This window comes from Phycisphaerales bacterium (genome assembly GCA_016716475.1).
Taxonomy (GTDB): domain Bacteria; phylum Planctomycetota; class Phycisphaerae; order UBA1845; family Fen-1342; genus JADJWG01.
In genome coordinates, this window is record JADJWG010000002.1 from 59259 (window position 1) to 83556 (window position 24298).

The 24298-nt window shown below is 66.3% G+C and carries 21 protein-coding genes; 9 read left to right on the plus strand and 12 right to left on the minus strand.

What is annotated here, in order from left to right; translation table 11 throughout:
- Nucleotide 1: 1 nt before the first annotated feature.
- A complete protein-coding gene (locus tag IPM18_07800) occupies nucleotides 2-1063 on the minus strand; it encodes a threonylcarbamoyl-AMP synthase (GenBank protein ID MBK9119491.1) in 1062 nt (353 codons plus the stop codon).
- A gap of 275 nt (nucleotides 1064-1338) precedes the next feature.
- Between IPM18_07800 and IPM18_07805 the strand changes: the two genes are divergently transcribed.
- Nucleotides 1339-2262 carry a DUF1571 domain-containing protein gene (locus IPM18_07805; GenBank protein ID MBK9119492.1) on the plus strand — a complete coding sequence of 308 codons (924 nt, stop codon included), beginning with the start codon at nucleotides 1339-1341 and terminating at the stop codon, nucleotides 2260-2262.
- Nucleotides 2263-2326: 64 nt separating this feature from the next.
- Here the strand turns inward: IPM18_07805 and IPM18_07810 are convergent, their stop codons facing one another.
- Nucleotides 2327-3520, minus strand: a complete 1194-nt coding sequence (locus tag IPM18_07810) for a M42 family metallopeptidase (protein MBK9119493.1) — start codon at nucleotides 3518-3520, stop codon at nucleotides 2327-2329.
- Nucleotides 3521-3721: 201 nt separating this feature from the next.
- Between IPM18_07810 and IPM18_07815 the strand changes: the two genes are divergently transcribed.
- The 4 genes from IPM18_07815 to IPM18_07830 all read left to right on the plus strand — a co-directional run bounded on the left by IPM18_07815 (nucleotide 3722) and on the right by IPM18_07830 (nucleotide 8868).
- On the plus strand, nucleotides 3722-5704 hold the full coding sequence (locus tag IPM18_07815) for a hypothetical protein (protein MBK9119494.1): 1983 nt from the start codon (nucleotides 3722-3724) through the stop codon (nucleotides 5702-5704).
- A gap of 78 nt (nucleotides 5705-5782) precedes the next feature.
- The gene (gene guaA / locus IPM18_07820) at nucleotides 5783-7333 is read left to right on the plus strand and encodes a glutamine-hydrolyzing GMP synthase (protein ID MBK9119495.1); all 1551 of its coding nucleotides are present in this window, start codon (nucleotides 5783-5785) and stop codon (nucleotides 7331-7333) included.
- A gap of 12 nt (nucleotides 7334-7345) precedes the next feature.
- A complete protein-coding gene (locus tag IPM18_07825) occupies nucleotides 7346-8416 on the plus strand; it encodes a Gfo/Idh/MocA family oxidoreductase (protein ID MBK9119496.1) in 1071 nt (356 codons plus the stop codon).
- A 125-nt stretch (nucleotides 8417-8541) separates the two neighbouring features.
- The gene (locus IPM18_07830; protein MBK9119497.1) at nucleotides 8542-8868 is read left to right on the plus strand and encodes a hypothetical protein; all 327 of its coding nucleotides are present in this window, start codon (nucleotides 8542-8544) and stop codon (nucleotides 8866-8868) included.
- Nucleotides 8869-8884: 16 nt separating this feature from the next.
- On the opposite strand, the gene IPM18_07835 is transcribed toward IPM18_07830, so the two are convergent.
- From IPM18_07835 to IPM18_07880, 10 genes are all read right to left on the minus strand, one after another.
- Nucleotides 8885-10558 carry a hypothetical protein gene (locus IPM18_07835; protein MBK9119498.1) on the minus strand — a complete coding sequence of 558 codons (1674 nt, stop codon included), beginning with the start codon at nucleotides 10556-10558 and terminating at the stop codon, nucleotides 8885-8887.
- A 65-nt stretch (nucleotides 10559-10623) separates the two neighbouring features.
- Nucleotides 10624-11529, minus strand: a complete 906-nt coding sequence (locus IPM18_07840; GenBank protein MBK9119499.1) for a UbiA family prenyltransferase — start codon at nucleotides 11527-11529, stop codon at nucleotides 10624-10626.
- The gene (locus IPM18_07845) at nucleotides 11519-12142 is read right to left on the minus strand and encodes a UbiX family flavin prenyltransferase (GenBank protein MBK9119500.1); all 624 of its coding nucleotides are present in this window, start codon (nucleotides 12140-12142) and stop codon (nucleotides 11519-11521) included. Before IPM18_07845 ends, IPM18_07840 begins: the two co-directional genes overlap by 11 nt.
- A complete protein-coding gene (locus IPM18_07850; protein ID MBK9119501.1) occupies nucleotides 12139-13947 on the minus strand; it encodes a hypothetical protein in 1809 nt (602 codons plus the stop codon). Before IPM18_07850 ends, IPM18_07845 begins: the two co-directional genes overlap by 4 nt.
- Nucleotides 13948-14128: 181 nt before the next feature.
- Entirely contained in the window at nucleotides 14129-16117 is a 1989-nt protein-coding gene (locus IPM18_07855; protein MBK9119502.1) for a M20/M25/M40 family metallo-hydrolase, read from the minus strand.
- A 148-nt stretch (nucleotides 16118-16265) separates the two neighbouring features.
- A complete protein-coding gene (locus IPM18_07860; protein MBK9119503.1) occupies nucleotides 16266-17099 on the minus strand; it encodes a ribonuclease H-like domain-containing protein in 834 nt (277 codons plus the stop codon).
- A complete protein-coding gene (thiE, locus tag IPM18_07865) occupies nucleotides 17096-18142 on the minus strand; it encodes a thiamine phosphate synthase (GenBank protein MBK9119504.1) in 1047 nt (348 codons plus the stop codon). The genes IPM18_07860 and thiE overlap by 4 nt, the downstream gene beginning before the upstream one ends.
- Before the next feature lie 91 nt (nucleotides 18143-18233).
- Nucleotides 18234-18671, minus strand: a complete 438-nt coding sequence (locus IPM18_07870) for a hypothetical protein (GenBank protein MBK9119505.1) — start codon at nucleotides 18669-18671, stop codon at nucleotides 18234-18236.
- A gap of 200 nt (nucleotides 18672-18871) precedes the next feature.
- Nucleotides 18872-19312, minus strand: a complete 441-nt coding sequence (locus IPM18_07875; protein ID MBK9119506.1) for a YjbQ family protein — start codon at nucleotides 19310-19312, stop codon at nucleotides 18872-18874.
- 14 nt (nucleotides 19313-19326) lie between these two features.
- Nucleotides 19327-20544, minus strand: a complete 1218-nt coding sequence (locus IPM18_07880; protein MBK9119507.1) for an endonuclease/exonuclease/phosphatase family protein — start codon at nucleotides 20542-20544, stop codon at nucleotides 19327-19329.
- A gap of 133 nt (nucleotides 20545-20677) precedes the next feature.
- Here IPM18_07880 and IPM18_07885 point away from each other — a divergent pair, with 133 nt between their 5' ends.
- From IPM18_07885 to IPM18_07900, 4 genes are all read left to right on the plus strand, one after another.
- A complete protein-coding gene (locus tag IPM18_07885; protein ID MBK9119508.1) occupies nucleotides 20678-21121 on the plus strand; it encodes a hypothetical protein in 444 nt (147 codons plus the stop codon).
- 148 nt (nucleotides 21122-21269) lie between these two features.
- Nucleotides 21270-21647: a hypothetical protein gene (locus tag IPM18_07890; GenBank protein ID MBK9119509.1), complete on the plus strand. Its 378-nt coding sequence runs from the start codon at nucleotides 21270-21272 to the stop codon at nucleotides 21645-21647.
- Nucleotides 21648-21697: 50 nt separating this feature from the next.
- A complete protein-coding gene (locus tag IPM18_07895) occupies nucleotides 21698-23206 on the plus strand; it encodes a hypothetical protein (GenBank protein MBK9119510.1) in 1509 nt (502 codons plus the stop codon).
- Nucleotides 23207-23278: 72 nt separating this feature from the next.
- Nucleotides 23279-24289: a hypothetical protein gene (locus tag IPM18_07900; GenBank protein ID MBK9119511.1), complete on the plus strand. Its 1011-nt coding sequence runs from the start codon at nucleotides 23279-23281 to the stop codon at nucleotides 24287-24289.
- Nucleotides 24290-24298 lie beyond the last annotated feature (9 nt).

Sequence of the window (24298 nt, forward strand, 5' to 3'; positions counted from 1 at the left end):
GTCAATCGTCCAGCCGCCCCATCTCCGGAGGGGCAGCGGCGCGCTGCAGCCGGTCGTGAATCGCGCGCCAGGCAGTGCTATCTGGTGGCCGGTCGACCACAATGACATCACACCCTGCGGCATCGAGTTCGTGCAGCGCCGCATACAGGCGCCGCGCATACTCAACCGGTGACGGAGGCATGATGATTGTGACGAGCCGCTCGCCCGCGGTTTCAACGGTGTGTGCCGTAACATCCCACTGCAGCCAACCGACTCGCAGGTTCGCGGCCTGCAACGCCACGAAGGGCTGGGATGCACCCGGCGCAAGCAGTTTCACTTCGGCGCGCGGCGCATAGTGGCGGTGTCGCTGTCCAGGGGAGCGCGCCATCTCGGTTTCGGTCCCGGTGCTGACTGCTGCCGACGGGGCCTCCACGATCGTAGTCTTCAGCGCCGCCTCCAGGGTCAGCGCGTCAAGTAATCCCGGCCGCAGGATGCGCGCGGGTGTCGTCGTCACATCGAGTACGGTCGACTCGATGCCGCCGGTTGTCGGACCGCCATCGACCACGGCATCAATCCGGCCGGCCAACTGGTCGAGTACATGCACCGCTGTGGTTGGTGACAGCCGGGTGGAACGATTGGCGCTGGGGGCGGCGATCGGGATCCCGGCGGTGTGCAGTAAGGTCGCGGCGATGGGATGGGCCGGAACGCGCACCGCCACCGTCGAACCCCCCGCGACGACAATGTTGGGTATCTGAGCCGCACGGCGTACGACCAGCGTGAGCGGGCCCGGCCAGAATTCCGCTGCTGCACGCTCGGCCAGGGGTGGCCACTCTGCCGCCAGCGCTTGTGCGTCAGCGACGTTGGCGACGTGGACAATCAGAGGATTGTCAGCCGGCCGTCCCTTGGCTGCAAAGATGCCCGCAACTGCCTGTGCCGAGAGCGCCGATGCCCCCAGCCCGTACACGGTTTCCGTAGGGAACGCGACCAGGCCGCCGTTCCGTAGCAATGCCGCCGCGGCGGCAAGGTGTGGCCACCAGGCCTCGGGAGGTCGGCCAACCAGGTCAAATCGTTGCGTGGTGGGCATATGGTACGAGCGTAGCGAACTTGGTGGGCCTACGCGAGTGCTGCGCGCATAAGTCATTGCGGAGATGCGTCTTGCGTGGTCGGGGGCCCTTGGGTATGCTACGCACCCAAGACGGAAGGCACCCGGCCCCTGGCGGCGAACGGCCCATGCTGGTTCGCAGTACGACCTGACGAATGGAACTTGGTGCAGTCTATGCCCATTCATCCCACCGTGAACCCATTCGGTGGCGGCGCCTGATACGAGAGTGGGGCTGACTTCCGCGGCAGGAAATCCTCATGGTGAAAAACCATCGTCGGGGTGCGGTCCAGATTGGGGTGGCCGCTTTTTTACTGTTACCCCCGGTTGCGTGGCTGGTGTGGTCGCTAGTGACGGATCTGGCACAGCCCACCGCTACCGGAGTGCCTGCGGTCAAGATTGTGGCTGAAAGTACGGCCGCCGGGAAAGAGTCCGCCGAGCCGGCAGAGGCGCGGCGGGTCGCCCGCCTGGAGCTTCCGCCCATCGCGGAGCGTGAGGCCCTGGCGCAGAGTGACCCGCGGGCTTTGGCGCGTTTGGGGCGACAGTGGTACACCGAGAACGTGCGTGAGTACCGGTGTGTGCTGGTCAAGCAGGAGCGCCTCGGCCGCAAGCTCACGCCGTTGCAGGAAATCGAGCTGCGTTACCGCGAGCAGCCCTACGCGGTGTACATGCTCTGGCGGGAGAACGCGGACGGCGCGCGCCGGGCATTGCACACACGTGCTCCGGAATACATCGATAAGGATGGGCAGCAGTTGGCGCGGGTGGAGCCGAACGGCGCGCTGGTGCGGTTGATCACGACCGATGTCTTTCTGCCCATCCACGGACCTGAGGCGCGGAAGGCCAGTCGGCGGACGATAGACGAATGCGGATTCCGGGCCTCGTTCGAATTAATGGAGCAGATCAACTCGCTGGCGGAGGAGCGCGGCGTGTTGAAGATCTGGTACGGTGGCCCCGGCACCATCGACGGCCGGCCGACCTTCCAGATCTACCGCGAATTGCCCTACGAGGGTCCGGGGGGTGCTTACCCTGATGCGCGCCTGGTGCTGCATCTCGACCAGGAGTGGCTGCTGCCGGTGGCCGTGTATTCTTATGCCGACACGGAGCAACGTGAGCTGCTCGGGAGCTATGTCTTTTCGCGCGTGGAGTTGAACCCCGGACTCGGGGATGAGGCCTTCCAGTTCTGAAGAAGTGCCTATCGGGTGTGCGGGTGCGAGCCGCAGCCCGCACCCGCGGCATGTCGGGGATTACTCAGTTCTCCAGCCAGGCGGCGAGCAGGTTTACGGCGGCGAACGCATCGTCGCGGTGAATGGTCTCCGTCACGGTGTGGATATAGCGTGTCGGTACACTCAGGGTGATTGCGCGCGTGCCGGCGCGGGTGCGTTGGACCGCGCCCGCATCGGTGCCGCCACGCGGGAGAATCTCGCGCTGGAAGGGGATCTTGTGGCGCGCCGCGAGGGTGACGAATTCATCGAACAGGCCCCGGTGACTGATGCTTGATCCATCCATCAGCTTTATGGCCACACCCTTGCCGAACTCGGTGACGGCATCGTCCTTGCTGACCCCGGGGGTGTCGCAGGCGAGTGTAGTGTCGATTGCGATGCCGATGTCTGGATCGATGCCGTAAGCCGCCGTTGTGGCACCTCGCAGGCCCACTTCTTCCTGTACACAGGCCACAAAATAGATGTCGTAGGGCGAGCCGGTCCCTTTGCCGGCGCGCCCCGTGGCGGTGGCCTTGCGCGCTCCCCGGGTCGGCGCCGCGAGCGGGCAGTCGGGTGGCATGAGGTAGTCGTGGCCGAAAGCACGGCGAATCGCATTGATCGCCACCCAGAGCGAGATGCGGTTGTCGAGGGCCTTGGCGGAGATCCCCGGCCCGATCAGGGCCGCGCGCTGTTCCAGCGTCACGGGGTCACCGATCTCGACGTGCTTGACCACGGTGCTCTTGGGCAGGAAGAGATCCACGCAAAACTCGCCGATTTGCGGCACCTTCTTGCGTTCCTCGTCGGTGGCGATGTGGATCGGCTTACCGACGGGGTTCAGCACACCGGGCAGGTCCTGGCGCCCGTGGACGACGACCCGCCGCGCGAAGAGGTTGCGCGTGTCGAATCCGCCCACATTCTGAAGCCGTAGGAACCCGCTGTCGTCGATATAGCGCACATAGAAGCCAATTTCGTCCATGTGGCACGCGAGCATGACTCGCGGCGGCCGGGCCTCCGCGTTGCCGGCCGCCTTCGTACGCCCCCGGGCACCGCCGGCGCCCTTCACCGGGCGTGCGGCCCGCTTCAGGCAGATCAGGTTGCCCATGCTGTCGATGCGAGTCTCATCCCAGAAGTCACGCGTGAGATCGAGAACGAGATCACGAACACGCTCTTCGCGCCCGGAGACACCCGGTGTTTCGGTGAGGCGACGGAGGAGCTCGAAGGGGCCGAAATCGGTAGCTGACATGGATTCCTCGGCTGGCTGAAATCTTGGGAGGACGGAGCGGAATCCGTCCAAGCGGACAGTGTAGCGCCGTGCGCAGCAGGGTGGAAGGGTTCGGCATGCGCCACCTTTGGTGGACTCCCGGTCCGTGGTAGGATGCCGCCGCGTCTTCCAGCCGTGCTGCGGGTATAAGGCCGGTTGGGGGTCATAGAGAGTGGGTGAGGAATGATGCGTAGTGTGCTTTGGCGGCAGATGGGCGTCCTGGTGAGCTGCCTCGTGATGGCGGGGCCGGTCTGGGCGGACGAAATCACGGAGCCCACCACGACACCGGCGACTGAAGCCCTGATGGTCGCCGGTCCTCATGAGCGCGTCGCGAACACTTCGCGGCCGCCGCTGCCGTTCGGACCGACGCTGGACTGGCCCACGCTCTGCTGGCTTGGGGCAGCACTGGTCCTGGTGCTCACTGTGCGCCTCAACCCGGCCACGCGGTGGCGAAATGTCGACGCCCTGGTGCTGGCCGGGGTGTGCATCCTGCTTGCCTTGCGAGACAGCACACAGATGGGTGTGGGCTGGCGGGGCCATACTTGGGAATGGTGGGCATACGCCGGTCTGACACTGGCAGCCGTGTATTGGTTGCTGCGCGGTTTTGGTTTGCTCGTAGGCAATCGCCCCATCGAGCATCCGGGCCTGATCTCACCCGGGGCGCGGGCAGCCCTGCTTCTGGTGGCCGTCGCCCTGGCTGGTTACCAGTTGAAAACGGCTCCGTTGAGCTCGGCCGCCCAAGACGGCGTGATCGGGGGCCTTTACTTCAACGCCACCGGGTACCTGCCGCACGGCTTTGTGGCCGGGCACGATAGCCGTACACCGCTGCTATACCTCGCGCATGCTGCCGTGCTACGGGCCCTCCCGGTCTCGGTGCCCGATGCGGATACGGGCACGCTCATGCCGCTGACCTGGGGAAACTATGAAAACTGGAAGGATGGCGACTGGATCACCGCCGGCGATCTCACGGCACCGCGCCTGGTAGGGTATGGGTTGTATGTGCTGCTGGTGCTCGGAATTGCCACGCTGGGGCTGCGACTGCAAGGCGGTGCGGCGGGCTGGACGCTCGCGGCACTGGTCAGCGTGTTCCCCGGAACGCTGGAGTGTCTCGGGCATCACGATGTGATGTTGGGAGCGGTGCTGCTGACCTGGGCCCTGGCACTCGCTTTCGTACCCGCCTTGGGCGGACTGCTGGCTACGGCCCTGATCGTCCTGGCGGGCGTGGCATGGCCGTGGTTGTGGCTGACTTTACCGCTCTTCCTGGCGCTGGCGCTGCGACGTGGCCTCCAGGGGTTGGGTGCCATCGTGGGCTTGGGCGGGGCCGTGGCGGGGGTCGTGGCCGCATTGCTCTACCTGGTGGCCGGCGCTCCACCGCGCGAGGACGGCGCCTTGCGGATTGCCGGTGAAGTGCCCGGTTTCAGTGCGCAGATGGTGGACCAGGGTGCAATTCTCATCGAGCCACTCGCCGACTTTGAAAGCCCGGATTCAAAGGCCTGGACGCGGTGGGGGTGGAAACTGCTATTGCAGGGAGATGAGGTGCAACTCGAACGCGCCACGCGCTTCGCGAACATTCATCTCGGCAGCAGCGTCGAGCCGCAGGTCCGATTCCGCGACCTGCGGATGGCCCCCGAGGTGCGGGTAGCATTATCGGGTTGGTATCGCGAACAGGTGGCGGAGTTGCCCCCGCTGGAGCGCCTGCGCGTGCAGACACGCACGCTGCTCGAAGCAACCTGGTTGCCGGCGCAGGGGGTTGTGCACCCGGTCCCGGGCGTGTGGGCACTCTGGGGGCATGACCACCCCGAGCGCGCGACGCTCGCGCGGAGAATTCTCAAGCTGGCGGGCGGGTTGCTCGCACTGTGGGCGACGTTCGCCATCTTCTTCGGCAACCGTGTCCTGCCGCGGCACCTGCTGGGTGGTGTGCTGCTGCTTGTGACGTGCGGGCTGCTCGTAACGGCTCTGGGACCGGTGACGCACCTGGTCTGGTTGGCTGTGCCGGTGGCGGCACTCTGGGCCGTGTTTGATGTGCCGACGGGTAGCCGCACGGGTCACCGTGTACCGATGACTACGACACAGACGAACATGCCGCGCTCCGGCGCGACAGTGCTGGGCGGTCCGGCTCCGAGCAGCGCCCGTGTGACGGTCGAGGGTCCGGCGGCGCAGTCGTAGTGCGGACACAAGCTTGCCCGCGGTATCCGGTCCCGGGGCCGGCGTGGTCACAGGCGTGTCCGGGAAAGGTCAGGCACGATGCAGCGCGAGACAATCGCGATTCTTGATTTCGGCAGTCAGTATTCGCAATTGATTGCGCGACGCGTGCGAGAGTCGCACGTCTACAGCGAGTTGCGAGCGCCACAGACGCCGGCGGCAGAGCTGCGTGCCCGGGGCGTCAAGGGCATCATCCTTTCGGGCGGCCCGGCGAGCGTCTATGCCGCGGGGGCACCACGATGTGACCCTGCCATCTTTGAGCTGGGTGTCCCGATCCTGGGGATCTGCTACGGGATGCAGCTCGCTTGCCAGATTCTCGGGGGCGACGTACGTGCGTCGCAGGCGCGTGAGTATGGGCGTGTGCGCGTCGAAGTTCGCAAGGCCGCGGGTGTGCTGGCCCATCTGCCCGCGGACATTTCCGTGTGGATGAGCCACGGCGACGTGGTAACGGCCGTGTCCGACGACTTCGAGGCCCTCGCTGCGACACGCAATTGCCCGGTCGCCGCGGTGGTGCATCGGACCCGCCCGGTGTTTGGCGTGCAATTCCATCCGGAAGTGACGCACACGCCTCTCGGTGAGCAGATTATCCGCAATTTCGTCTACGAGATCTGTGGTTGTCGCGGTGACTGGCGCGTCGAGAACATGATCGAGGCGACCGTTGCGCGGATTCGTGCGCAGGTCGGAGACGCGGACCGGGTGATTTGTGGACTTTCGGGCGGCGTGGACAGCAGCGTCACGGCAGCCCTGGTGTACCGGGCGATCGGAGATCGGCTGGTCAACGTCTTCGTCGACAATGGCCTCTGTCGTCGGCGTGAGGCGGAACTCGTGGCACTGACCTTCCGTGACCACTTCGGCATGGAGCTGCGGATCGCAGACGCCGCCGACCGCTTCCTGTCGCGGCTGCGCGGGGTACTCGATCCCCAGGAAAAGCGGCGCATCATCGGTCACGAGTTCATCGAGGTATTCAAGTCCGAGGCCCAGCAGATTGCCGGGGCGCGGTTCCTGGCGCAGGGCACGATCTACCCGGACGTGATTGAATCAGGCCACGGCCACAGCGGCCACGCCGCAACGATCAAGCTGCACCACAATGTCGGTGGCCTGCCGAACGAACTCGGGTTCGAGCTGGTCGAGCCGCTGCGCGAGCTGTTCAAGGACGAGGTGCGGCTCGTGGGCGAAGCGCTGGGGTTGCCCGAGGCGCTGGTCTGGCGCCACCCCTTCCCCGGTCCCGGGCTGGCGGTGCGGATCGCGGGTGAAGTCACACCTGCGCGGCTCGAATTGCTGCGCAGCGCTGACGAAATCCTGCTCGAGGAATTGACGGCCGCCGGTTGGTACCGCAAGGTGGCGCAGGGTTTTGCGGTGCTCGTACCGGTGGAGAGCGTCGGCGTAATGGGGGATGGCCGGTCGTACGAAGGGCAGAATCTCATCGTGGTACGTCTGGTCGAGTCCAAGGACTTTATGACCGCGGACTGGGTGCACATCGACTACGCGGTGCTGGCGACGGTGAGCAACCGGATCATCAACGAAGTGCCAGGTGTGAACCGCGTGGCGTATGACATCTCGAGCAAGCCCCCCAGCACGATCGAGTGGCAGTGAGGATCACGTACGGTGGACAAGATTCGCTTCGGTATCTGCGGTCTCGGCTTCATGGGACAGAGCCACTTCTGGCGGCTGATCCGGCAGGAGCACGCTACGGTCACGGCGATCTGTGATCGTGACGCGGGCCGACGGGCGGGGCAATGGGGTCGTAGCGGCAATCTCGACCTGGGTACGCCGACCGAGCCACCACCGCTGGAAGGGATTTCGGCGTACGGTGACCTTCAGGGGCTGCTGCGCGACGAGCACGTCGATGCGGTGCTCATCGCGCTGCCGACGGCTCTGCATGCCGAGACAGCCATTCATGCACTCGATGCCGGCAAGCATGTGCTGTGTGAGAAACCCATGGCCTATCGGCCGGGCGAGTGCAACCTGATGATCGCAGCGGCGGAGCGCAACCAGCGCCAGCTCATGATCGCACACTGCCTGCGCTTCTGGCCGCAGTACGACACGATCAAGCAATTGGTGGAGGAGGGCCGCATCGGGCGGGTTCGGTACGCCACCTTCCGGCGCCTGGCAAGCCCGCCGCTCTACACGCAGGGCAACTGGCTGATGGATGAACTGCAGAGCGGTGGGGCGCTGCTCGATTTGCACATTCACGACATCGACTACGCACAGTATCTGCTGGGGTTACCGGCCACGATCACGGCCCAGGGCTTGCGCGGACCGGGCGGACGCATCGATCATGTTGTTGCCACCTACGGCTTTGAAGACGGGCGCTACGCAACGATCGAGGGTGGCTGGGCGATGCAGACCCCGTGGCCCTTTGAGATGGCGCTCACGGTGCATGGCGACGCGGGCACGCTGGACTGGTCTTCGGCGCGCGGTGCAGAGGTGCGCCTGTACACCGGGAGTGGCGCGGCGGAATCCCTGGCCTGCCCGGGAGATGCGCTCGTGAACGAGCAGGCGTATTTCGTCGAGGCGGTGCGCACCGGCCAATCCCCGGAGCGCTGCCCGCCGAGCGCTTCACGCACCAGTGTCTTTCTCGCCTGGCTGGAGCGCCGGGCCATCGAGAGCGGCAAGCCGGTGCCGGTCTCCGAGCGCCTGAAAGACGCCTGGACCGGCGGCCACGTTGCGTTTTAGTTATCGGGGCGCTCAGCCGTTCGTCCACGAATGCTGTCACAAGTTCATTGGTGGGGTTGGACCATGCCCCCAGGCGGGGAATGAGATGGACATTGCCGTCGGGACGCGCCCTACCATCCCATGAGATGGGAAAAACGCATTCCACATGGCTCGCGGGGGCTCTCTTCGCGCTGTTGGCGCTGTCCGGCTGCTGCACGCGGCCGGAGGCCCTGCGTGGCTTCGGGGCGGATGCTGCGCGGGCCAATCTTGTGCTCGGCCCGTCGGCCGATCATGCGTGGCTCGCGAAGCAGTTCACAGCGCGGGCCGAAGGTCCGGCAGCCATTGTTGGCTGGCGCGGCGAAGAGTTGACCTACTACACGCGGATTCATGTGGACGAGCAGGCCTACTACGACCGCTATGGGAGCACTTTCCATACGACGCAGTCGGTGCAGACGGGGGTGCGGATCCGATAAGCGGCTGGCAGAGGTGTCAGGGCGCGCGTTCGTAGACAAAGACGCGTTTGTTGGCCCAGGTAAGCTGGGTGGCGCCGCGCCAATCGGGGGGCTCTACTGCGATTAGCACATAGCCGAAACGTTGCCACCACGCACTCCGATGCACGTCGACATGGTCGGCCGTGAAGATCAGCCAGCGCGGCAAATCGGCGGGGTCGAGGTCGGTGGGTTCATTCTCGGGAAGGAGTACGAAGCGCCCGTGGGCGAAATCAAAGGGCGGCACGCTGTAGGGAGCGGGTTCCTGCAGCAGGCCGATCGGCTCATCCGGGACCAAGGGGGTGAAGCGGGTGGCGATGCGCGTGCGAGACTCGTACTGCACACCGGCGTCGCGCCAGAATGCGTGAAGATACAGGGGCCAGTCGTTTGCCGACAGCAACAACAGGCCCAAGACGCCCCAGACCACGTGCCGCCGCCATCCCCAGGCGACCACGATGCCCGCGGCCACCGCGAGCAGCAGCAGCGGGAGGATCAGGAAGCGGGCAAACTCGGCCGGCTTCTGCGCGCCGATGAGTACTCCGAGCGTGAGAATCGCAACCCCGGCCGTGATGCTGACCAGCGTAGCGCGCGTCCGACGGCGGAGCAGCAGCGCAAACCCGACCAGGCCGAGCACGCTCGTTCCCACCCCGATGCCGAGCGGTACGAGAGTTACGACCCGTTCCAGCCCGGCCTGGAACTGCTGTGCCTGCCCCTCGTACATCGCCGTGCTGTTGCTCAGATTGCTGACCATCTTCTGTTGCTCAAAAATGGCGTTGTAGAACAGGTACGGGTTGAGCACGACATACACGGCGGCAAAGAGCCCGGCCGCCAAGGCGAGACGCCGCAGGGTAAGGCGCGTGCGCTGCGCGGTCGGCAATGCAAGGTACAGAGCCGGTACGAACAGCGCGCCGGCGAGGCCCGTCAAGGTCAGTGCGAAGGCGTACCCGGATTGCAACCCGAGTCGTACGGCCACGGCGCGGGATGGTGTGCGCAGAAAATCGAGCGCGCTCAATCCCGCCCAGAGCAGCAGGCAGGCGGATGGCAGATGCGGCTTGGCTTCACAGACGGCCGAGAGCAGCACGGGGCTGCAGGCGCCGGCAAGCAGGGCCAGCCAAGCCGCGCGCCGTCCGGCTGTTGCCCGCGCCAGCCGTGCGATGGCGATCAGGGTGGCGGCGCCGAATGCCAGCGAGACGAAGCGGGCGGCGACATAGAATCCGCCGATGGCGGCCGGGTTCTCCAGGTAGACCCCCAGGTCGCGTGACAGCGGGAAGCAGCCCGCGGCCCCGGCGGCCCCGAGCACGGCTCCGACGAGATAGAGGTATCCGCCGCCGTACTGGTAGAGCTGCGGGTCGAAATCGAGTTGGCGCGGGTTCATGCGGGCGAGCGCGCGGAGGATAATCAACTCGTCGGGCTGCCGCGAATAGAGCCGGTAGCCCAGGAGGATGCCCGCCCGCGATGCCTCGTCGGGCACGAGGTCCACGAGGTGGCCGTGCTTGTCGAGCGGGGTGAGGTCAACATCCGCACCGGCCGCGCTGGCCCGCAGTACCGCGAGTGCCGCTGTGCCGCCGTAACGTTCGCCAGGCCAGGGCGGAGCGCCGCCGAAGAGCGTCGCGTCATGGGAATTGGTCGGCAGACCCCACGTCAGCAGCGGCAGCATGGCGATCGCCCACACCATGACCGCAGCGCCGACGGCCAGGTTGTGGCGACACTTTCGCTTTCGGGATGTGTGCGCGGTTACCCTCACCGCAGGAGTATATCGAGGATTCCGAGGGCGCCGAGGAGCAGGCCCACGATCCCATTGACCGTGAAGAACGCAAGATTCACTTTGCTCAGGTCCCGGGGCGTGACGAGCGCGTTTTCTACGAGCAGCAGCACCGCCGCACCAGCCACTCCAATGTAGTAGAGCAGGCCGAGATCCGCGGTGAGCCCGACACCGAGCAGCGCGGTCAGCGTGACGATGTGAAAGCTGCGCGCCAGCCACAAGGCTGCCGGCACACCCAGCTTGGCCGGCACTGAGTGCAGTCCGGCACGGCGGTCGAAATCGGCGTCCTGGCAGGCATAGATCAGGTCAAAGCCGGCGATCCAAAATGCAACCGCGACCATCAGCAGCCACGCCGGTGCCCCGAGCGTATCCGGTCGCAGGGCGATCCACGCGGCAACGGGTGCAAACGCGATACCCAAACCGAGCACGAGGTGGGACCAGCGGGTGAAGCGCTTCGTGTAGGAGTAGCAGCAGAGCCACGCGAGCGTCGGGATGCTGAGCAGAAGTGGCCACGGGTTGGGGGGTTCGTTGGTCGCGAGGAATCCGGCGCAGCCGAGCAGAAAAGCTGCGCAGGCCAGCAGGAAAAATCCCCACGCGGCCGGCGCTGTGATCTGTCCCGCCGGCAACGGTCGGCCGGCGGTCCGCGGATTGGAGGCGTCGATGCGGGCATCGGCCAGGCGGTTGAAGGTCATCGCAGCGCTGCGCGCAGCGACCATACAAAGAATGATCAGTACGATCTGCGGTCCGGTGGGCAGTGCGGGGTGCGCCGCGAGAAACGCGGCAAACAATGCGAATGGTAATGCAAACACGGAATGGCTGAACTTGATCATCTCCCCCCAGGTACGGATGGCGCGCAGCCAACTCGCCAGCGGGTTACTCCTCATCGCCATTCTCGGCGGAGGAAGCCGGCCGCTGGTGCTGAGCCGGATCCCAGCGAATGTTCAGCGTGTGCGGCAAGCCAACGAGGTCGAGAATCCGACCAACGACGAAGTCGATCAGGTCATCGATGGTCTTCGGCAGCATGTAGAATCCCGGGCAGGCGGGGCAGATGATGCCGCCGGCCTGGCTGATCCGCAGCATGTTGGCCAGCTCGATCTGGCTGAGAGGCATCTCGCGCGGGACCAGCACCAGCCGACGGGCCTCTTTCAATGTCACAGCAGCCGCGCGGGTTACGAGGTTGTCACTGATGCCCGCGGCCACCGCGGCGAGCGTGTGACCGCTGCACGGGCAGATCACCATGCCGTCCGTGTGGAATGAGCCGCTCGCCAGGCGCGCGCCGGTGTCGCGGTGGGGATAAAGGGTGACCTGCGGTTGGGGGGCCCCGAGCAGGGTCTCGGCACTGATGCGCCGTAGCCCGAGTTCATCAGCAAAGAGTCGCTGGCCGAGCGGCGAAGCAACCACGTGCAGGTGGGCGCCGGCCCGGACGATGGCCTGCGCCAGTCGCTGGGCGTAGATGGCGCCACTGGCGCCGGTAATTCCGAGGACGATTTGCTTCACGGGGTCTCCGCGGGTTCGGTGGTGACGGCGGCGCGCGGTACCAGTTTGCTCAGCCGTTCGGCCGCGCGCCCGGCCCAGACGGACTGCGGAAAATCAGAAACGACCTGGCGATAGCGCTCGATCCCGGCGGCCCGCAGCGCGGGGTCTGTGCCAAAGGCCTGGGTCTTCAGCTCACCCAACTCGAACAGGGCCTCGACGCGGGCGTCACCGCCCGGGAACAGCGCCAGGCAGGCCATCAGGTTGCGGATGCGAAGTTCGCGGTCGGACCCACGGCTCGCCCAGCGCACGACGAGATTGTCGTACAGCAGACTGTCGGGGTACTGGTGGGCCAGCCGGGCGAGCTGCGCGCGGTAGCCCCGCCGGTGTGGGTCGAGCGTGGCCAGGGCCTGCAGGGGGGCATCGCCATAGGTGGGATCAGCGCGGTTCGCGAGGATCAGCTCGCGTAACTGCCGCAGCTCGAAGAGATCCTGGTCTGGAATGTACTCGAGCGAGGTCTCCGGGGGCGGGGAGCGCAGGAAGGCGCGAGGTGTCCGCACCGCGGCCTCCGCAGCGCGCTGGACCGCTTCCTGGTCGAGCGCCTCCAGCGCGCCGGCCACATCGCCATGCCGCAGCAGCAATTGGGCATTGCGGAGCCGTGCGGCCACGGCGAGCGGTGAATCGGGGTACTGGGTCAGGAGACTCTTCCAGATGGGTTCCGACTCGGCGTGTGGAAAATCCGTGTAGAGCTCGCGCCGCGCAGGGTTTTCGAGCAGTGTGCGCTCGTCGAGTCGCGTGTCGAGGGCCCGGGCCTGGACGAACAGGACGTTGGGAACGTAACGGCTGGTGGGATGATCCGCGATGAATTCCTTGCACGCTTCGTAGGTCTCGCGCCGGTGGTTCATCAAACTCAGCAACAGGTCGTGTGCAATCCGCTGCTTGAGGAGCCGTTGCTGCTGCGGATCGGAATGCCAGACGCCCATCAACGCTGACCGGAAGGGTTCGCGGTTCGCGCTCGGGTGCGTATAGCGATGCACGAGGTCGAAAATCGCATCCGTCTCGTCGCGGACCGGTTCGAAACGCTCGGAGCGCGGGCCGTGCTGGGCCTCCAGGACGCGGTAATGCAGCTCATCCACGCCGATATAGGCCTGGAACAGCAAAGCCGGGGTCGCGAACATCACGGCCATGACCGGGGCGATCGCGCCGGGCCGGTGATTCACGACGCGCGCGATGAAGATCACCACCGCCATCATCGTGCAAGCCGCAAGCATTGCGAGCACCCACGGGGCGATCAGGAGCAGCCGCTCCTCCGGTGAGATGCTCCCGCTCAGCGGGTCGGTCGGACCGCGCGTCGCCAGAAACAGGTAGATCAGCACGGGTACCATCGCGAGCAGGGCGGAGCCGTAGCGAAATCGCATCCGGAAGGGTCGCACCGCCGCGAGAGTGCAACTGATCAGCAGCGTGAAAGCCATCCACGGCATGTGCGCGAACACGAGCACCGCCGCCACGAACGGCAGGGCACTGCGGAAGCGATAAAGAATGGCGACCGAGATCGGCATTGCGACGATCGCGGCGAGCAGCAAGCCGATCACCACGCCGTGCATTGGGGTGTGGTCGACGCGGATGGGAAACAGGATGAAGTCGTACAGGTTCTGCGTGTTCGGCCCCCAGAGCCGGAGTGGATCAAGGTAGTCCTGGGCGCGGAAAGCGAGGGGCTTGCCGACACGCAGCCAGTGCGTGAAGGCGCACAGCCCGCAGAAGAGGACAACGTTCACCAGCAGCAGAATAGTGGCGCGGATGCGGTACTTGCGCGCTGTCCAAGACCACACGTCCGTGATTTCGGGTGTGTGAGCGGGGGGACGCGCGCCTTCCACCGGTGCGCTGACGGGCCTTCCGTCCCGGGGGCCGACACTCTCTGTGTGGGCGGGTACCATGACGTCCGTCATCGTACCGGCGCATGTTCCAATCGAGTAGGCCGCGCGCCCGGCGGTTCGCCGCAGGGCCGTGCAGCTACTGCCGACTGCGCTCCGCCGGGGTGGCCTCCAACGGCACTTCCAGTGTCAGTTCCTGCCCGTCGCGGCGCACCACGACTGTGACCTTGTCGCCCGGCCGCAGGTCGCGGAGGGCTTCCATGTACCCGTAGATGTTCTTGATCTCGTGCGTACCGATCTTGAGGATGCGGTCACGATCGCGGATGCCACCCTTCTGAGCGGCCGATCCTGGTGTGACCATCTCGACCAGCAGGCCGGGTTCCTCGTCGCCGGCGACATCGGGCATGATGCCAAGGCGTACCTGTGGCCGGCTGGGCATCTCAATCTCGGGGTCCGCGCGCGGCGCATCCGGGCGTGCTTCCGCCGGGGCGGGCGTATCACCGTTCGTGGCCGCCTGCTCCTCGATAGCCGGACGCGGCAGGTCTTCCTCGGGTCGTGCCCGGGTGTCCTGTGCGGTGAAAGTGGGTCCGTTCTCCAGGTCGCCGAGTTCGCGCAGGATTCCGTGGAAGAGGGCCAGCAGGCGGGTGGCGCCGGAGGCATCGATCTTGTCCCATGTGTCGGTCGGCTGGTGATAGTCGGAGTGCAGCCCCGTGATGGGGAATAGATAGGGCACGTTCCTTCGATAGAAGCCGGCATGATCGCTGTTGCCCGAAAGGGACTGCGCGGTCCGGAAGTTGATTTCCAGCGGCTCAGCCAGTCGCGGAACCAGCTCGCCGAACTCCGGTGCGCTCGGAATGCCGAAGATGGTGAGTTTGTCCTGGGCGAAGCGGCCCACCATGTCGAAATTGATCATGGCCCGGATGCGCTCGAATTCGACGGTGGGGTGATCGACGAAGTGCCGGCTGCCCAGCAGCCCCATTTCCTCGGCGCTGAACGCGATGAACAGGATTCCACGCCGCAACCCACCCTCCCGCGCGAGCACCTTCGCCAGCTCGATCACGGCGGCCGTGCCGGAGGCGTTGTCATCGGCGCCGAAGTGAATCTGTGGCTCGCTCGAGCCGCTGCGCGCATTCGGAATTTCGCCGAGGTGGTCATAATGACCGCCCACGACGATGAGTTCTGCGTCGTCGGACTTGCCCGGCAGCAGCGCGAGGACATTGCGCGTCTTGACCATCTGCGGGCGGATGCCGGGATGAAGCTCAATGGTCAGGCCCAGGTCGAAGGGCTGCGGTTCGCGGTCCTTCTCCAGCTTCTCTTGCAGGGTGGCGAGATCCGGCTTGCCGGCCTGCTTCAGCAGCGCGTCAGCGTAAGCACGCGTGATTTGCGCCATGGGGAGGTTCAGCGGACGCTGTGCGGACCACTCGGAGAACGGATACAACTCGTCCTCCTCTCCGTCCCGCAGGGGGTTGACGATGAGAAGTCCCTTCGCACCCAGCCGCGCGGCCGTGCGGGCCTTGCGTGTAAAGAGCGAGTGCCGAGAGGGTTCCTGGCCACCGAAGGCCGCGTCCGGATCAGCGCTGCGCGGCTCGTAACGAAAGACGATAAGTACTTTGCCTGTGACCTCGAACTCCTCGAAATCGTCCCAATCGTATTGCTCGGCCCGAATACCGAAGCCGGCGAACGCCAGCGGTGCCGCCACACGATCCGGATCGGAGAAGGGGAGTGGGATCCAGTCCTTCCGCAGGACGGGTTCAGTCGCGTCCGGCACCGTCAGCCGCGCTGTCTCAGGATCGAGTTCGTGGCCACGCCGCACCTCGAAGGTCTGGAACCAGGTGCCATCCTCACCCGCGGGCTGGAGTCCGGCAGCGGCAAACTGTGCAGCGATGTACTCGGCGGCCTTCTCAATACCGGGCGTACCCGGGAGGCGGCCGGTGAGCTCCTCACTGGCGAGGTACTTCACATGGCTCAGAAAGTCTTCCGCCAGAAACGGTGCAACACTCACGAGGGCCGGATTGGAGGTTGTTACTGCCGGGCGTGAGGTGGCCAGATTGTCGGCGTGAACTGCGGCCGCGGCCGCCAGGGTGATCGTCCACAGGATCGGCGTGAGCCGCGGTCGAATCGACGGCATGCGGAAACTCCGATGGGGTTGCGGGATGCGTGGGAACGGAACAATTGTAGCCGGCCGACAATGCGGCTGTCGCATGGAAAATTGTCGCCCGGATTCGGTGTTGCACGGATTCGGGTGGCGGCGCCCCCAGGGGATCAGGACGCGGGCTTCAGCGGGCGGGCCGCGGACCCGGAGCACGGTCCCCGTTCCGCCCGCGCCGCGGGGCGGATGGACACGGGTCCAGCGGCAGGCGATCGATGAGCTCGATCAGGGTGATCAAGTCCCGGCGATTGTGCTCCAGCACGCCCCGCAGAGGGGCAGCATTCCCCGTACGGATGAAGTGATGAAACAGTGCCGGAATCTCCGCGCTGGGCACATCGCCCACGCGTGGCACGCCGAGGATCTCCGCTTCGAGGGTGACGAGGCGGCAATTACTGACGCGGCCACGCCACGCCCGCCGCGCGGCGTGCAGCAGGTCGTAGTGCCGTAGGCACGGAGGCATCACCACGCGGTGCACTTGGGCCCGGTCGCGCAGCACCGGCTCGTCAAAGCTTTTGCCATTGAAACTCACCCACAGCGGGCAGTCGCCAGCGGTTTGCGCGAAAGCCGCCAGTATGGCGGCTTCCTCCGGGTAATCCCGTGCCAGCCACTGCACGAGCCGGGGACCGCGTTGGTCGAGCACGGCCACACCGACCAGAAAGACCGGTGCTCCCGGCAGGCCGCCGGTCTCGAGGTCGAAAAAGAGCGCACGGCCTGGTGCGCCCGTCCGAGCACCTGCGATGTCCAGTCGCGGATACACACGCGCTGCAACCGCGGCCGCCGCGGGAGAGAGCGCCGCCACCGGTGTTTCGATCTGCCAGCACGGTACGTCGCCGCTGGCCAGGACCTGCCCGCCGAGGACTTCCGCCACGCTGCGCGGCGTTGCGTACCCGGGAGCCGGGGCAACGGCCGGCCGGCCACTCGCGAGACGGATCTCTTCCAGCTTGTGCCGCAGGGACTTCACGCGTGCGACTCCGCAGGGGCACCGGCGCGCAAGCAGCGCACCGCCGCCGCCGGGTCGTCGGCGGCGAGCACTGCCTGGCAAACGGCGAGGCAGGTTGCGCCGGCATGCCAGAGCGACGCTGCGTTGTCCGCGGTCAGGCCGCCGATGGCAACGAGCGGAAGCGCGGTCCGGGAGCGCGCGTACCGTAGTGTTTCCGCACCGGCAATGTGGTCCTGGGGCTTCGTGGAACTCGCCCACATGGGCCCGACGGCGAGATAATCGGGTTCCTCGAGCAGGGCGGCGTCGACTTGCGGCTGGGTATGCGTGCTTTTGCCTACCAGCAGCTTCCCGCCCGCGATGCGGCGGACCTCGGCCACGGAGAGATCGTCCTGTCCGACATGCACAATGTCGGCGCCCGCGAGCTTCGCGAGATCGGGGCGATCATTCAGCGCGAGCAGAGCTCCGTGGCGGCGCGTCAGTTCGCGCAGCGCGCGGGCGCGTGCGAGCAGCGCGCGGTCGTCCAGGTGCTTCTCGCGCAGTTGAAGGCAGTCTGCGCCGCCCCGCAAAGCGGCCTCCGCGCTGGCCAGCCATTCGCCGCGGCACAACGCGGCCGTGATCAGGACGTACACGCGTGCGCGGGCCAGGCGCTGTCGCAAATGTCCGCGCAGCACGATCCGCGGCTCGAGTTCGTACGCGCGGTAACGCAAGCGCTCGGCTGCCGCGGCCGCGGCACCGTCCACCAGTTTGCCGTACTCCCCGACGACCCGGGCGGCTTCCTGCCAGCGGGCGAAAGCCGCGGAGACGATGGCGCCGGCGTCGCCGCGGTGCAGTTCGGACGGCGTTTTGAGAGCGCGGCCGATATCCCCCGGGGTATCGCGCGCCGCCCGTAGTTCATCGGGGCCGAACGCGGCACGCAGTCCGGCCAGTTCGTGCCGGCACCGCTTCAGTTCGGCCGCGCTGTCGGCGTCGTTGAGCGAGAAGCGGGCGTAATCCTCCACCACGCGCAGGGCCTCGCGCATGCGATTGAGGTTGGCATCGAGAATGCGCAGCATGTCGGCGTGCAATCGAACGCTCCCACGGGTGCGGCCCTGGAGCTGGGGACGACAATCGCTCGGCGGGGTCATTCCCAAGCGGCAGGGTCCATGCCTGCGGGGCTCATTCTATCAGACTGCCCGGACCGCGTACCCCCAGGGCGATGCGTGCCACATGCACGGCGCCGACAACGACCGGCAGCGCACTGAGGGCGATGGCCCAGCGAACCAGCATGGCGCCGGAATCGCGGCGCGCCCGGCCGACGAGCTCGCAGATGATGAGCACGAAAGCGACCAGCCCGAACTTGTACACCGCCAACCCGGGCAAGGCGTATTGTTCGATAATCCAATTGGCGAGGGCGTTGGCCTCCGTGCCGCCGTGGTGCAGGATCACCCACGTGAACATGATGTCGAGCGAGGAGAAGAAGACGAACCAGAGGTACGGCTGCGGGTAGAGGACGCCGTACCGCAGTCGCCAGGACCCCTGGCGCGCGTTGTGATCAGGGGCGCGCGTTTGCGTCTCGGCGGAGCCGGGCAGCATGGGAGGGGATGATTCGGACACAGGGGCCTCTCCGGCAACACCTGCGAAAGTATAGTCCCGGAGGCAAGCGTGCGGGCACGCTGCCATCCAGTGCCATCCGGTCGGATTTCGTCAGATTCCATCGGAAGCTGCGCAGCTTCGAATGAAGCGGGATGCACCCGGACCGCAGAGGTAGGGGTGCCCCTCCTGCAACCGGAGTACACCGACGGGCGGGAACCTGTTTACGCGGGCCCGCCGTGCGCCTGCTCACCGAGCACCTGCACCAACAAGCGGCGTGTCGATCCGGTGTGTCGGTGTTCCCACAGATAGATGCCCTGCCATGTGCCCAGTGCAAGGTGTCCGTCCTCGACCGGGATCCCGAGGGTGGTGGCGGTCAGGGCGGCCTTGATATGGGCCGGCATGTCATCTGGCCCTTCCATGGTATGGGTGAAGCGCGAAGGTTCCTCCGGTACAAGGTGGGCGAGCCACCGCTCCAGGTCGCGCCGTGCGCTCGGGTCGGCATTCTCCTGGATGAGCAGACTGGCCGACGTGTGCGGCACGAAAACCGTGCTCAGCCCAGCTCGCACCCCACTCGCGCGGACGGCTGCAGCCACCTCGGTGGTGACCTCGTGCAGTCCCTGGCCGCGCGTGCGGATCGCCAGTCGCTTCAGCACCGCCGTCATTCCAGGATCGGCCGTCACTCCCCGAGGCCCAGCACCCGGAAATCAACGACCAGCGGGAGGTGATCGAACTCGCGGCCGACCTCATCCAGTGTGACGTCGAACTTCTGCAGACCGGCAGCGGCCAGGTCCTCTGACGTCATCGTCGTGGTATTGAGGATGAAGGACTTCGCCGCCTCGAGCACGCTGTCGGTGTAGATGACGTAATCAAGGCGCCCCGGATCCCATTGATCGTTGTCGTTTCGCCAGGTCCAATCGTCGGGGCCCGTGATGTTGTGCAGCGGGCGCAGGTCCGTCAGGGGCGTGTCGTCCCAGTCGGGCTTGAAATCGGGTCCGTAGCGGGCTTCATCCTGGATGTCGCCCTCCAGCAACGTGGTCACTGGCTGGAAGCCGCCGACGATGTTCAGGTCGCCGGCGATCACAATGGCGGTGAGGCGTGGCAGGTCGATCGGACCACCCGGTGCGCGGGCTGCGCGGATCCACGCGGCGATCGCATCGGACTGTTGCTGCCGCTGCGGGTCATTGTCGGTGCCACCGCAGCACTTGTAGTGGTTGTTCAGGACGTAGAAATCAACCGGGTACACATCATCCGGCAAGTCAATCAGCGCCATCGCGAGGTCGCGGTCCCCGCGCGGTTCGAGCCGGCTTGCGGTCATCAGCAGCGGATACTTGCTGACGATGACGTTGCTGTGCCCCTGGTAGGTGTACCACTGTCCGCCGGGCGGCGGTGGGGCGATCTGGTGCATGAGTTTCTGCACATCCTCGGCAGTCCAGAAGCGGGCCTCGCGATTATCACGCTCCCCGGGATGCCGACCGATCTCCTGCAGCGCCAGGATATCGGGGTCGAGCGCCTGCACCACCCGGGCGAATTTGGGCGCATGGGCGGCGTCCACCTCGTGGAAGATCGCATTCCACATGACGTTGTACGAGACGAAACGCACCGCCAGCGGATCCGCCCGGTCGACGAACGTGCCGGTTGGCGCGCGCTGTGGCCAGCGCACCGGTTGGGCGACGGGCCGCGTTGTGCCGCCGGCCGGCGTTTCGCTTGCTTCCGGTTTCGACCGTGGATCTGTTTCCGTGGCAACGGAGGCCGCGGTGCCACCCGCGCCGGCGGTTGCGGGTGCGCTCGGGCTGCGGGTGTCGCAGCCGGTGAGCAGCGTCCACGGCGAGATCACGGCCGCCACGCAGAAGAGCAGCCGGGCGCGTGCCGTTGCAGAGAAGGGGCGGTACGGCATGGTCCGTGTCTCCGAATCGGGTGGGAGGGGACCGCCGCCCTTCGCAGAGTCGCGCAGCCCCAAGCGGCACGAAGTGTCGCCCGTGGGCTGCGACCTGTAAAGGCGCCGCCTGCGCGGCCCCTATAATGCCGCGATGAACTCCTTGCCGGCATCTCCATTACCCTACCGCTGGCGCGTACACCCTGCGGTCGAACGTCCGACGGCGGCGGCCGCCGCGCTGCTCCTTATCGTTGCATTGTCCGTGGCCGTATTTGTCTCGACCGACAGCAGTCTGTGGGCCGTATTCGCCGCAGTGGTGCTGGTGCTCTCCCTGGCGCGATTCTTCTTCGCGAGCGACTACGAGGTGACGGCCATGCAGATCGAGGCCCGCCTGCCGTTCGGCACACGACGGCTGACGTGGTCCGAACTGCGGCGCGTGGAGATCGGCGCACACGCCGCGTGGCTCTCAGCGTACCGTGGGCGCTCGTGGCGTGATGGGCGGCGCGGCGTGCATGTGCTGTTCGGCACGCACCGGGCGGCGGCGCTCGCCGCCCTGCGGGCTGCGATTCCTGCGGAAGTGTGGCCCGCGCAGGGGTGACAGCCGCAGTCAGGTTCGCTACGATCTCGCCAACGGGTCAAGCGCGGCACAGTTCGAGCCGCCGCGCCGGCGCCGGGCCCAGCGGTTTCGGCCTGTGCGTAGAACGGCCTGATCTGGACCACCTCAACGGCGCAGGAGCGTTCGGCCGATGCGGAAATGGTGGCAGCATGCCTTTGCGGTGGAGCCGGCCGGCGTGCCGGAGCCGACGGCGGAAGAAGCCCGCCTGATCGATCGCCTGGCGCGCAGCATCGTCCGTCGCGGGCTGACCACCCCGGCACTCTTCTTTCTCGATAGCAGTCATTGCCTGAACTTCCTCAGTTCCCAGGCGCTGCTTTTTTTCGAGCCGCTTGTCCGGACGGTTTTCCGCGGCACGGCTTACACGACCTTGGCGCGGTTTCTCGAGCGCCGCGGCAGTATCGAGTACCTCTGTCGGCGTATTGAGGACGTGCTGGCCGAACCGCCGCCGCCGCCCGAAACGGCCCGTGCGTCCGCCCCGAACGATCCGCCGGGCGATTCCCAAACATGAATCCTGGTTGCGCGGACGATTGCCGTGCGCCTCAGTGTGGAGCCCGTGCGATGGCCAACTCCTCACCGCCCCGCCTGTCCGTCTGGCTGTTGTTACCGAGCATCCTGGCGGCGGCATCGGTCATGGCGCAGAACCCGGCGCCGGACGCCGTGGTGACCAAGGAAGCCGACCTGCGGGCGCTCTGGGGCATCGTCGCAAGTCTGGAGTGGGCCCCCACGCCCGGTGCACCGCGGCGCCTGGTGCAGCAGCAGCTCGAACAACTCGACCAGCCGTTGCGTGCTGCCCAGGCGCTCCTGGCGCGCTATGAACGTGGCCCGGCGGTGGTATGGTGGGACGGGGTGTGGCTGCTGTTGCAGGATGCGCACTACGCGCGGCTGGACCAGGAGCGAAACACGGCACTCGAGGCGCTCGACGCCGAATTGGCGAACCTCCGCGCGACGCTGGTGGACCTGTCCCCGCCAGTAGTGGCGTTTGATGAGGCCAACGACAAGGGTGACAAGATCAACATCGCCTGGCGCCGCGTGGCCGATGCCCCCGGATACCTCATCGAGCGCCAGGAGGTTGAGCGCGACGGAACGCCTAAAGAGGACTGGCGGATCGTGAAGCGCGAGCCGGGCACGATTGCGCAGTTCAAGGATGAGTACCGCCTGCGGACGATGCATCATTACCGTTATCGGGTGCGTGTGGACGAGGATGGTGGACCGGAGCTTGGCACCTCAGCCATTGTGCAGGCCCGCCCTGACCTGGTGCATATGGGGCGGTTATGGTTCCTTGGGTTCCTCCTGGTGCTGTGCGGCGCGGTGATGTTCTATATCGAGCTGGCGCGGCGGGGTGTCCCGCTCAAGGTGCGCAAGATCGCCGGGCTCGAGGCCGTGGACGAGGCCGTCGGCCGCGCTACGGAGATGGGGCGGCCGATCCTGTTCGTACCTGGGATCCAGGACATGAACGACATCCAGACCGTGGCCGGCCTGATCATTCTCGGCCGCGTCGCCCGCACCGCGGCGGAACACGACGCGTCGCTCGAGGTACCGACTTCGCGCTCGCTGGTGATGACGGCAGCGCGCGAAACCGTCCAGGCCAGCTACATTTCGGCGGGTCGGCCCGACGCCTTCGATGAGAAGCGGATCTACTACACGACCAATGAGCAGTTCGGCTACGTGGCTGCCGTGACCGGTGTCATGGTGCGTGAGAAGCCGGCGACGTGCTTCTACATGGGTGCGTTCTTCGCCGAGTCGTTGATTCTGGCCGAGACGGCCAACACGACGGGCTCGATCCAGATCGCCGGTACGGCCCAGCCGGCCCAATTGCCGTTCTTCGTGGCGGCCTGTGACTACACGCTGATCGGCGAAGAATTCTTCGCGGCCTCCGCCTACCTTTCGGGCGAGCCGCAGCAGCTCGGCAGTCTCAAGGGACAGGACGTGGGCAAGCTCATCGTGCTGATCCTGCTCGGTGTCGGGATCACCCTCGCAACCCTGAGTGAGCTGTTCGGAGCGCGGTACCAGTGGGTCGGCGGGGTGCTGCACTTCCTGCAACAGAACATCCTGAGCTCGGCGACGTGAGGCACAGACGATTGGAGCGTGGCCGTGGCGGCGGCATAGGCGCTGCGGCCGCGGACCGGAGGTGACTGGGCTGTGAAACGAACGATTCCCCTGCTGATTACCGGCTGCGTCGGCGCGTTGCTGGTGATTACGCACTTTCTGCCGGTAGCCGAGGCGCTCGGCGAGATCGCGGCAGTGCATTTCGACATCCTGGCTGCGATCGCGTTCATCCTGGGCGGCGGCAACCTCGTGCGGAACCACGGTGCGAAAGTCTGGCGGCGCCAATCCGGCTGGGGCTACAGCGGCGTGGCGCTGATCGCCTTCCTCGGTACGCTGACCGTAGGACTGCTGAAGATCGGGGTCCTGCCGCAACCGGGCTATTGGTCACGCCTCGACGGGCCCGGCCAGGCGATCGGTCTTGTCCAACTCGACATCAGCGAGCAGCGCCGGACGCTGACCGTGCGGGCCTACGCCCTCCCTCCGGAGCAGGACCATGCCCTGCTCATCGACGGTGCGGAACTCGCTATGATCCGGACCAATTCCGAGGGCCAGTTGCTGTACGAAGTGGAGTATCGGCCGCTGCTCGGCGAGCCCGCAGAGCTGCCGAACCCACCCGGTGCGGACCTCCTTGCTACCGTCCACGCGGGCACGCTCTTTGCGGTTGCCGACGTGCTGCGGGGATCTTTCTCCGCCTATGGAACGCATACGGGCGAATACAACCAGAACGGCGGGGCGATGTGGTTCGCCTATGAGTATGGAATGCAGCCGTTGCAGGCGACCACCTTCGCGATGCTGGCCTTCTACGTCGCGTCGGCGGCCTTCCGGGCCTTCCGCGCCCGGAATTTTGAGGCGGTTCTGCTGCTGGGCACGGCGTTCCTGATTCTGCTGGGTCGCACGGCCATCGCAACCTGGCTCACCGGGTGGCTGCCCGACGAGGGCTTCTGGTCCTTCTTCAAGATTACGAATCTGACGACCTGGATCATGTCGTGGCTGAACACGGCCGGCAACCGGGCCATCATCATCGGGATCGCACTGGGCATTGCCTCGACTTCGTTGAAGGTCATGCTGGGGATCGATCGTTCATACCTCGGTTCCGAGCGTTAGGAGCTGGCC

Bases quoted from the DNA above. Each gene is read 5' to 3' on its own strand.
- IPM18_07810 (MBK9119493.1), bottom strand. From the start codon at position 3,520: ATGTCAGCTACCGATTTCGGCCCCTTCGAGCTCCTCCGTCGCCTCACC.
- IPM18_07875 (MBK9119506.1), bottom strand. From the start codon at position 19,312: ATGACGGCGGTGCTGAAGCGACTGGCGATCCGCACGCGCGGCCAGGGA.
- guaA (MBK9119495.1), top strand. From the start codon at position 5,783: ATGCAGCGCGAGACAATCGCGATTCTTGATTTCGGCAGTCAGTATTCG.
- IPM18_07890 (MBK9119509.1), top strand. From the start codon at position 21,270: ATGCGGAAATGGTGGCAGCATGCCTTTGCGGTGGAGCCGGCCGGCGTG.
- IPM18_07895 (MBK9119510.1), top strand. From the start codon at position 21,698: ATGGCCAACTCCTCACCGCCCCGCCTGTCCGTCTGGCTGTTGTTACCG.
- IPM18_07830 (MBK9119497.1), top strand. From the start codon at position 8,542: ATGGGAAAAACGCATTCCACATGGCTCGCGGGGGCTCTCTTCGCGCTG.
- IPM18_07855 (MBK9119502.1), bottom strand. From the start codon at position 16,117: ATGCCGTCGATTCGACCGCGGCTCACGCCGATCCTGTGGACGATCACC.
- IPM18_07880 (MBK9119507.1), bottom strand. From the start codon at position 20,544: ATGCCGTACCGCCCCTTCTCTGCAACGGCACGCGCCCGGCTGCTCTTC.
- IPM18_07815 (MBK9119494.1), top strand. From the start codon at position 3,722: ATGATGCGTAGTGTGCTTTGGCGGCAGATGGGCGTCCTGGTGAGCTGC.
- IPM18_07800 (MBK9119491.1), bottom strand. From the start codon at position 1,063: ATGCCCACCACGCAACGATTTGACCTGGTTGGCCGACCTCCCGAGGCC.
- IPM18_07840 (MBK9119499.1), bottom strand. From the start codon at position 11,529: ATGAGGAGTAACCCGCTGGCGAGTTGGCTGCGCGCCATCCGTACCTGG.
- IPM18_07885 (MBK9119508.1), top strand. From the start codon at position 20,678: ATGAACTCCTTGCCGGCATCTCCATTACCCTACCGCTGGCGCGTACAC.
- IPM18_07835 (MBK9119498.1), bottom strand. From the start codon at position 10,558: ATGGTGTGGGCGATCGCCATGCTGCCGCTGCTGACGTGGGGTCTGCCG.
- IPM18_07805 (MBK9119492.1), top strand. From the start codon at position 1,339: ATGGTGAAAAACCATCGTCGGGGTGCGGTCCAGATTGGGGTGGCCGCT.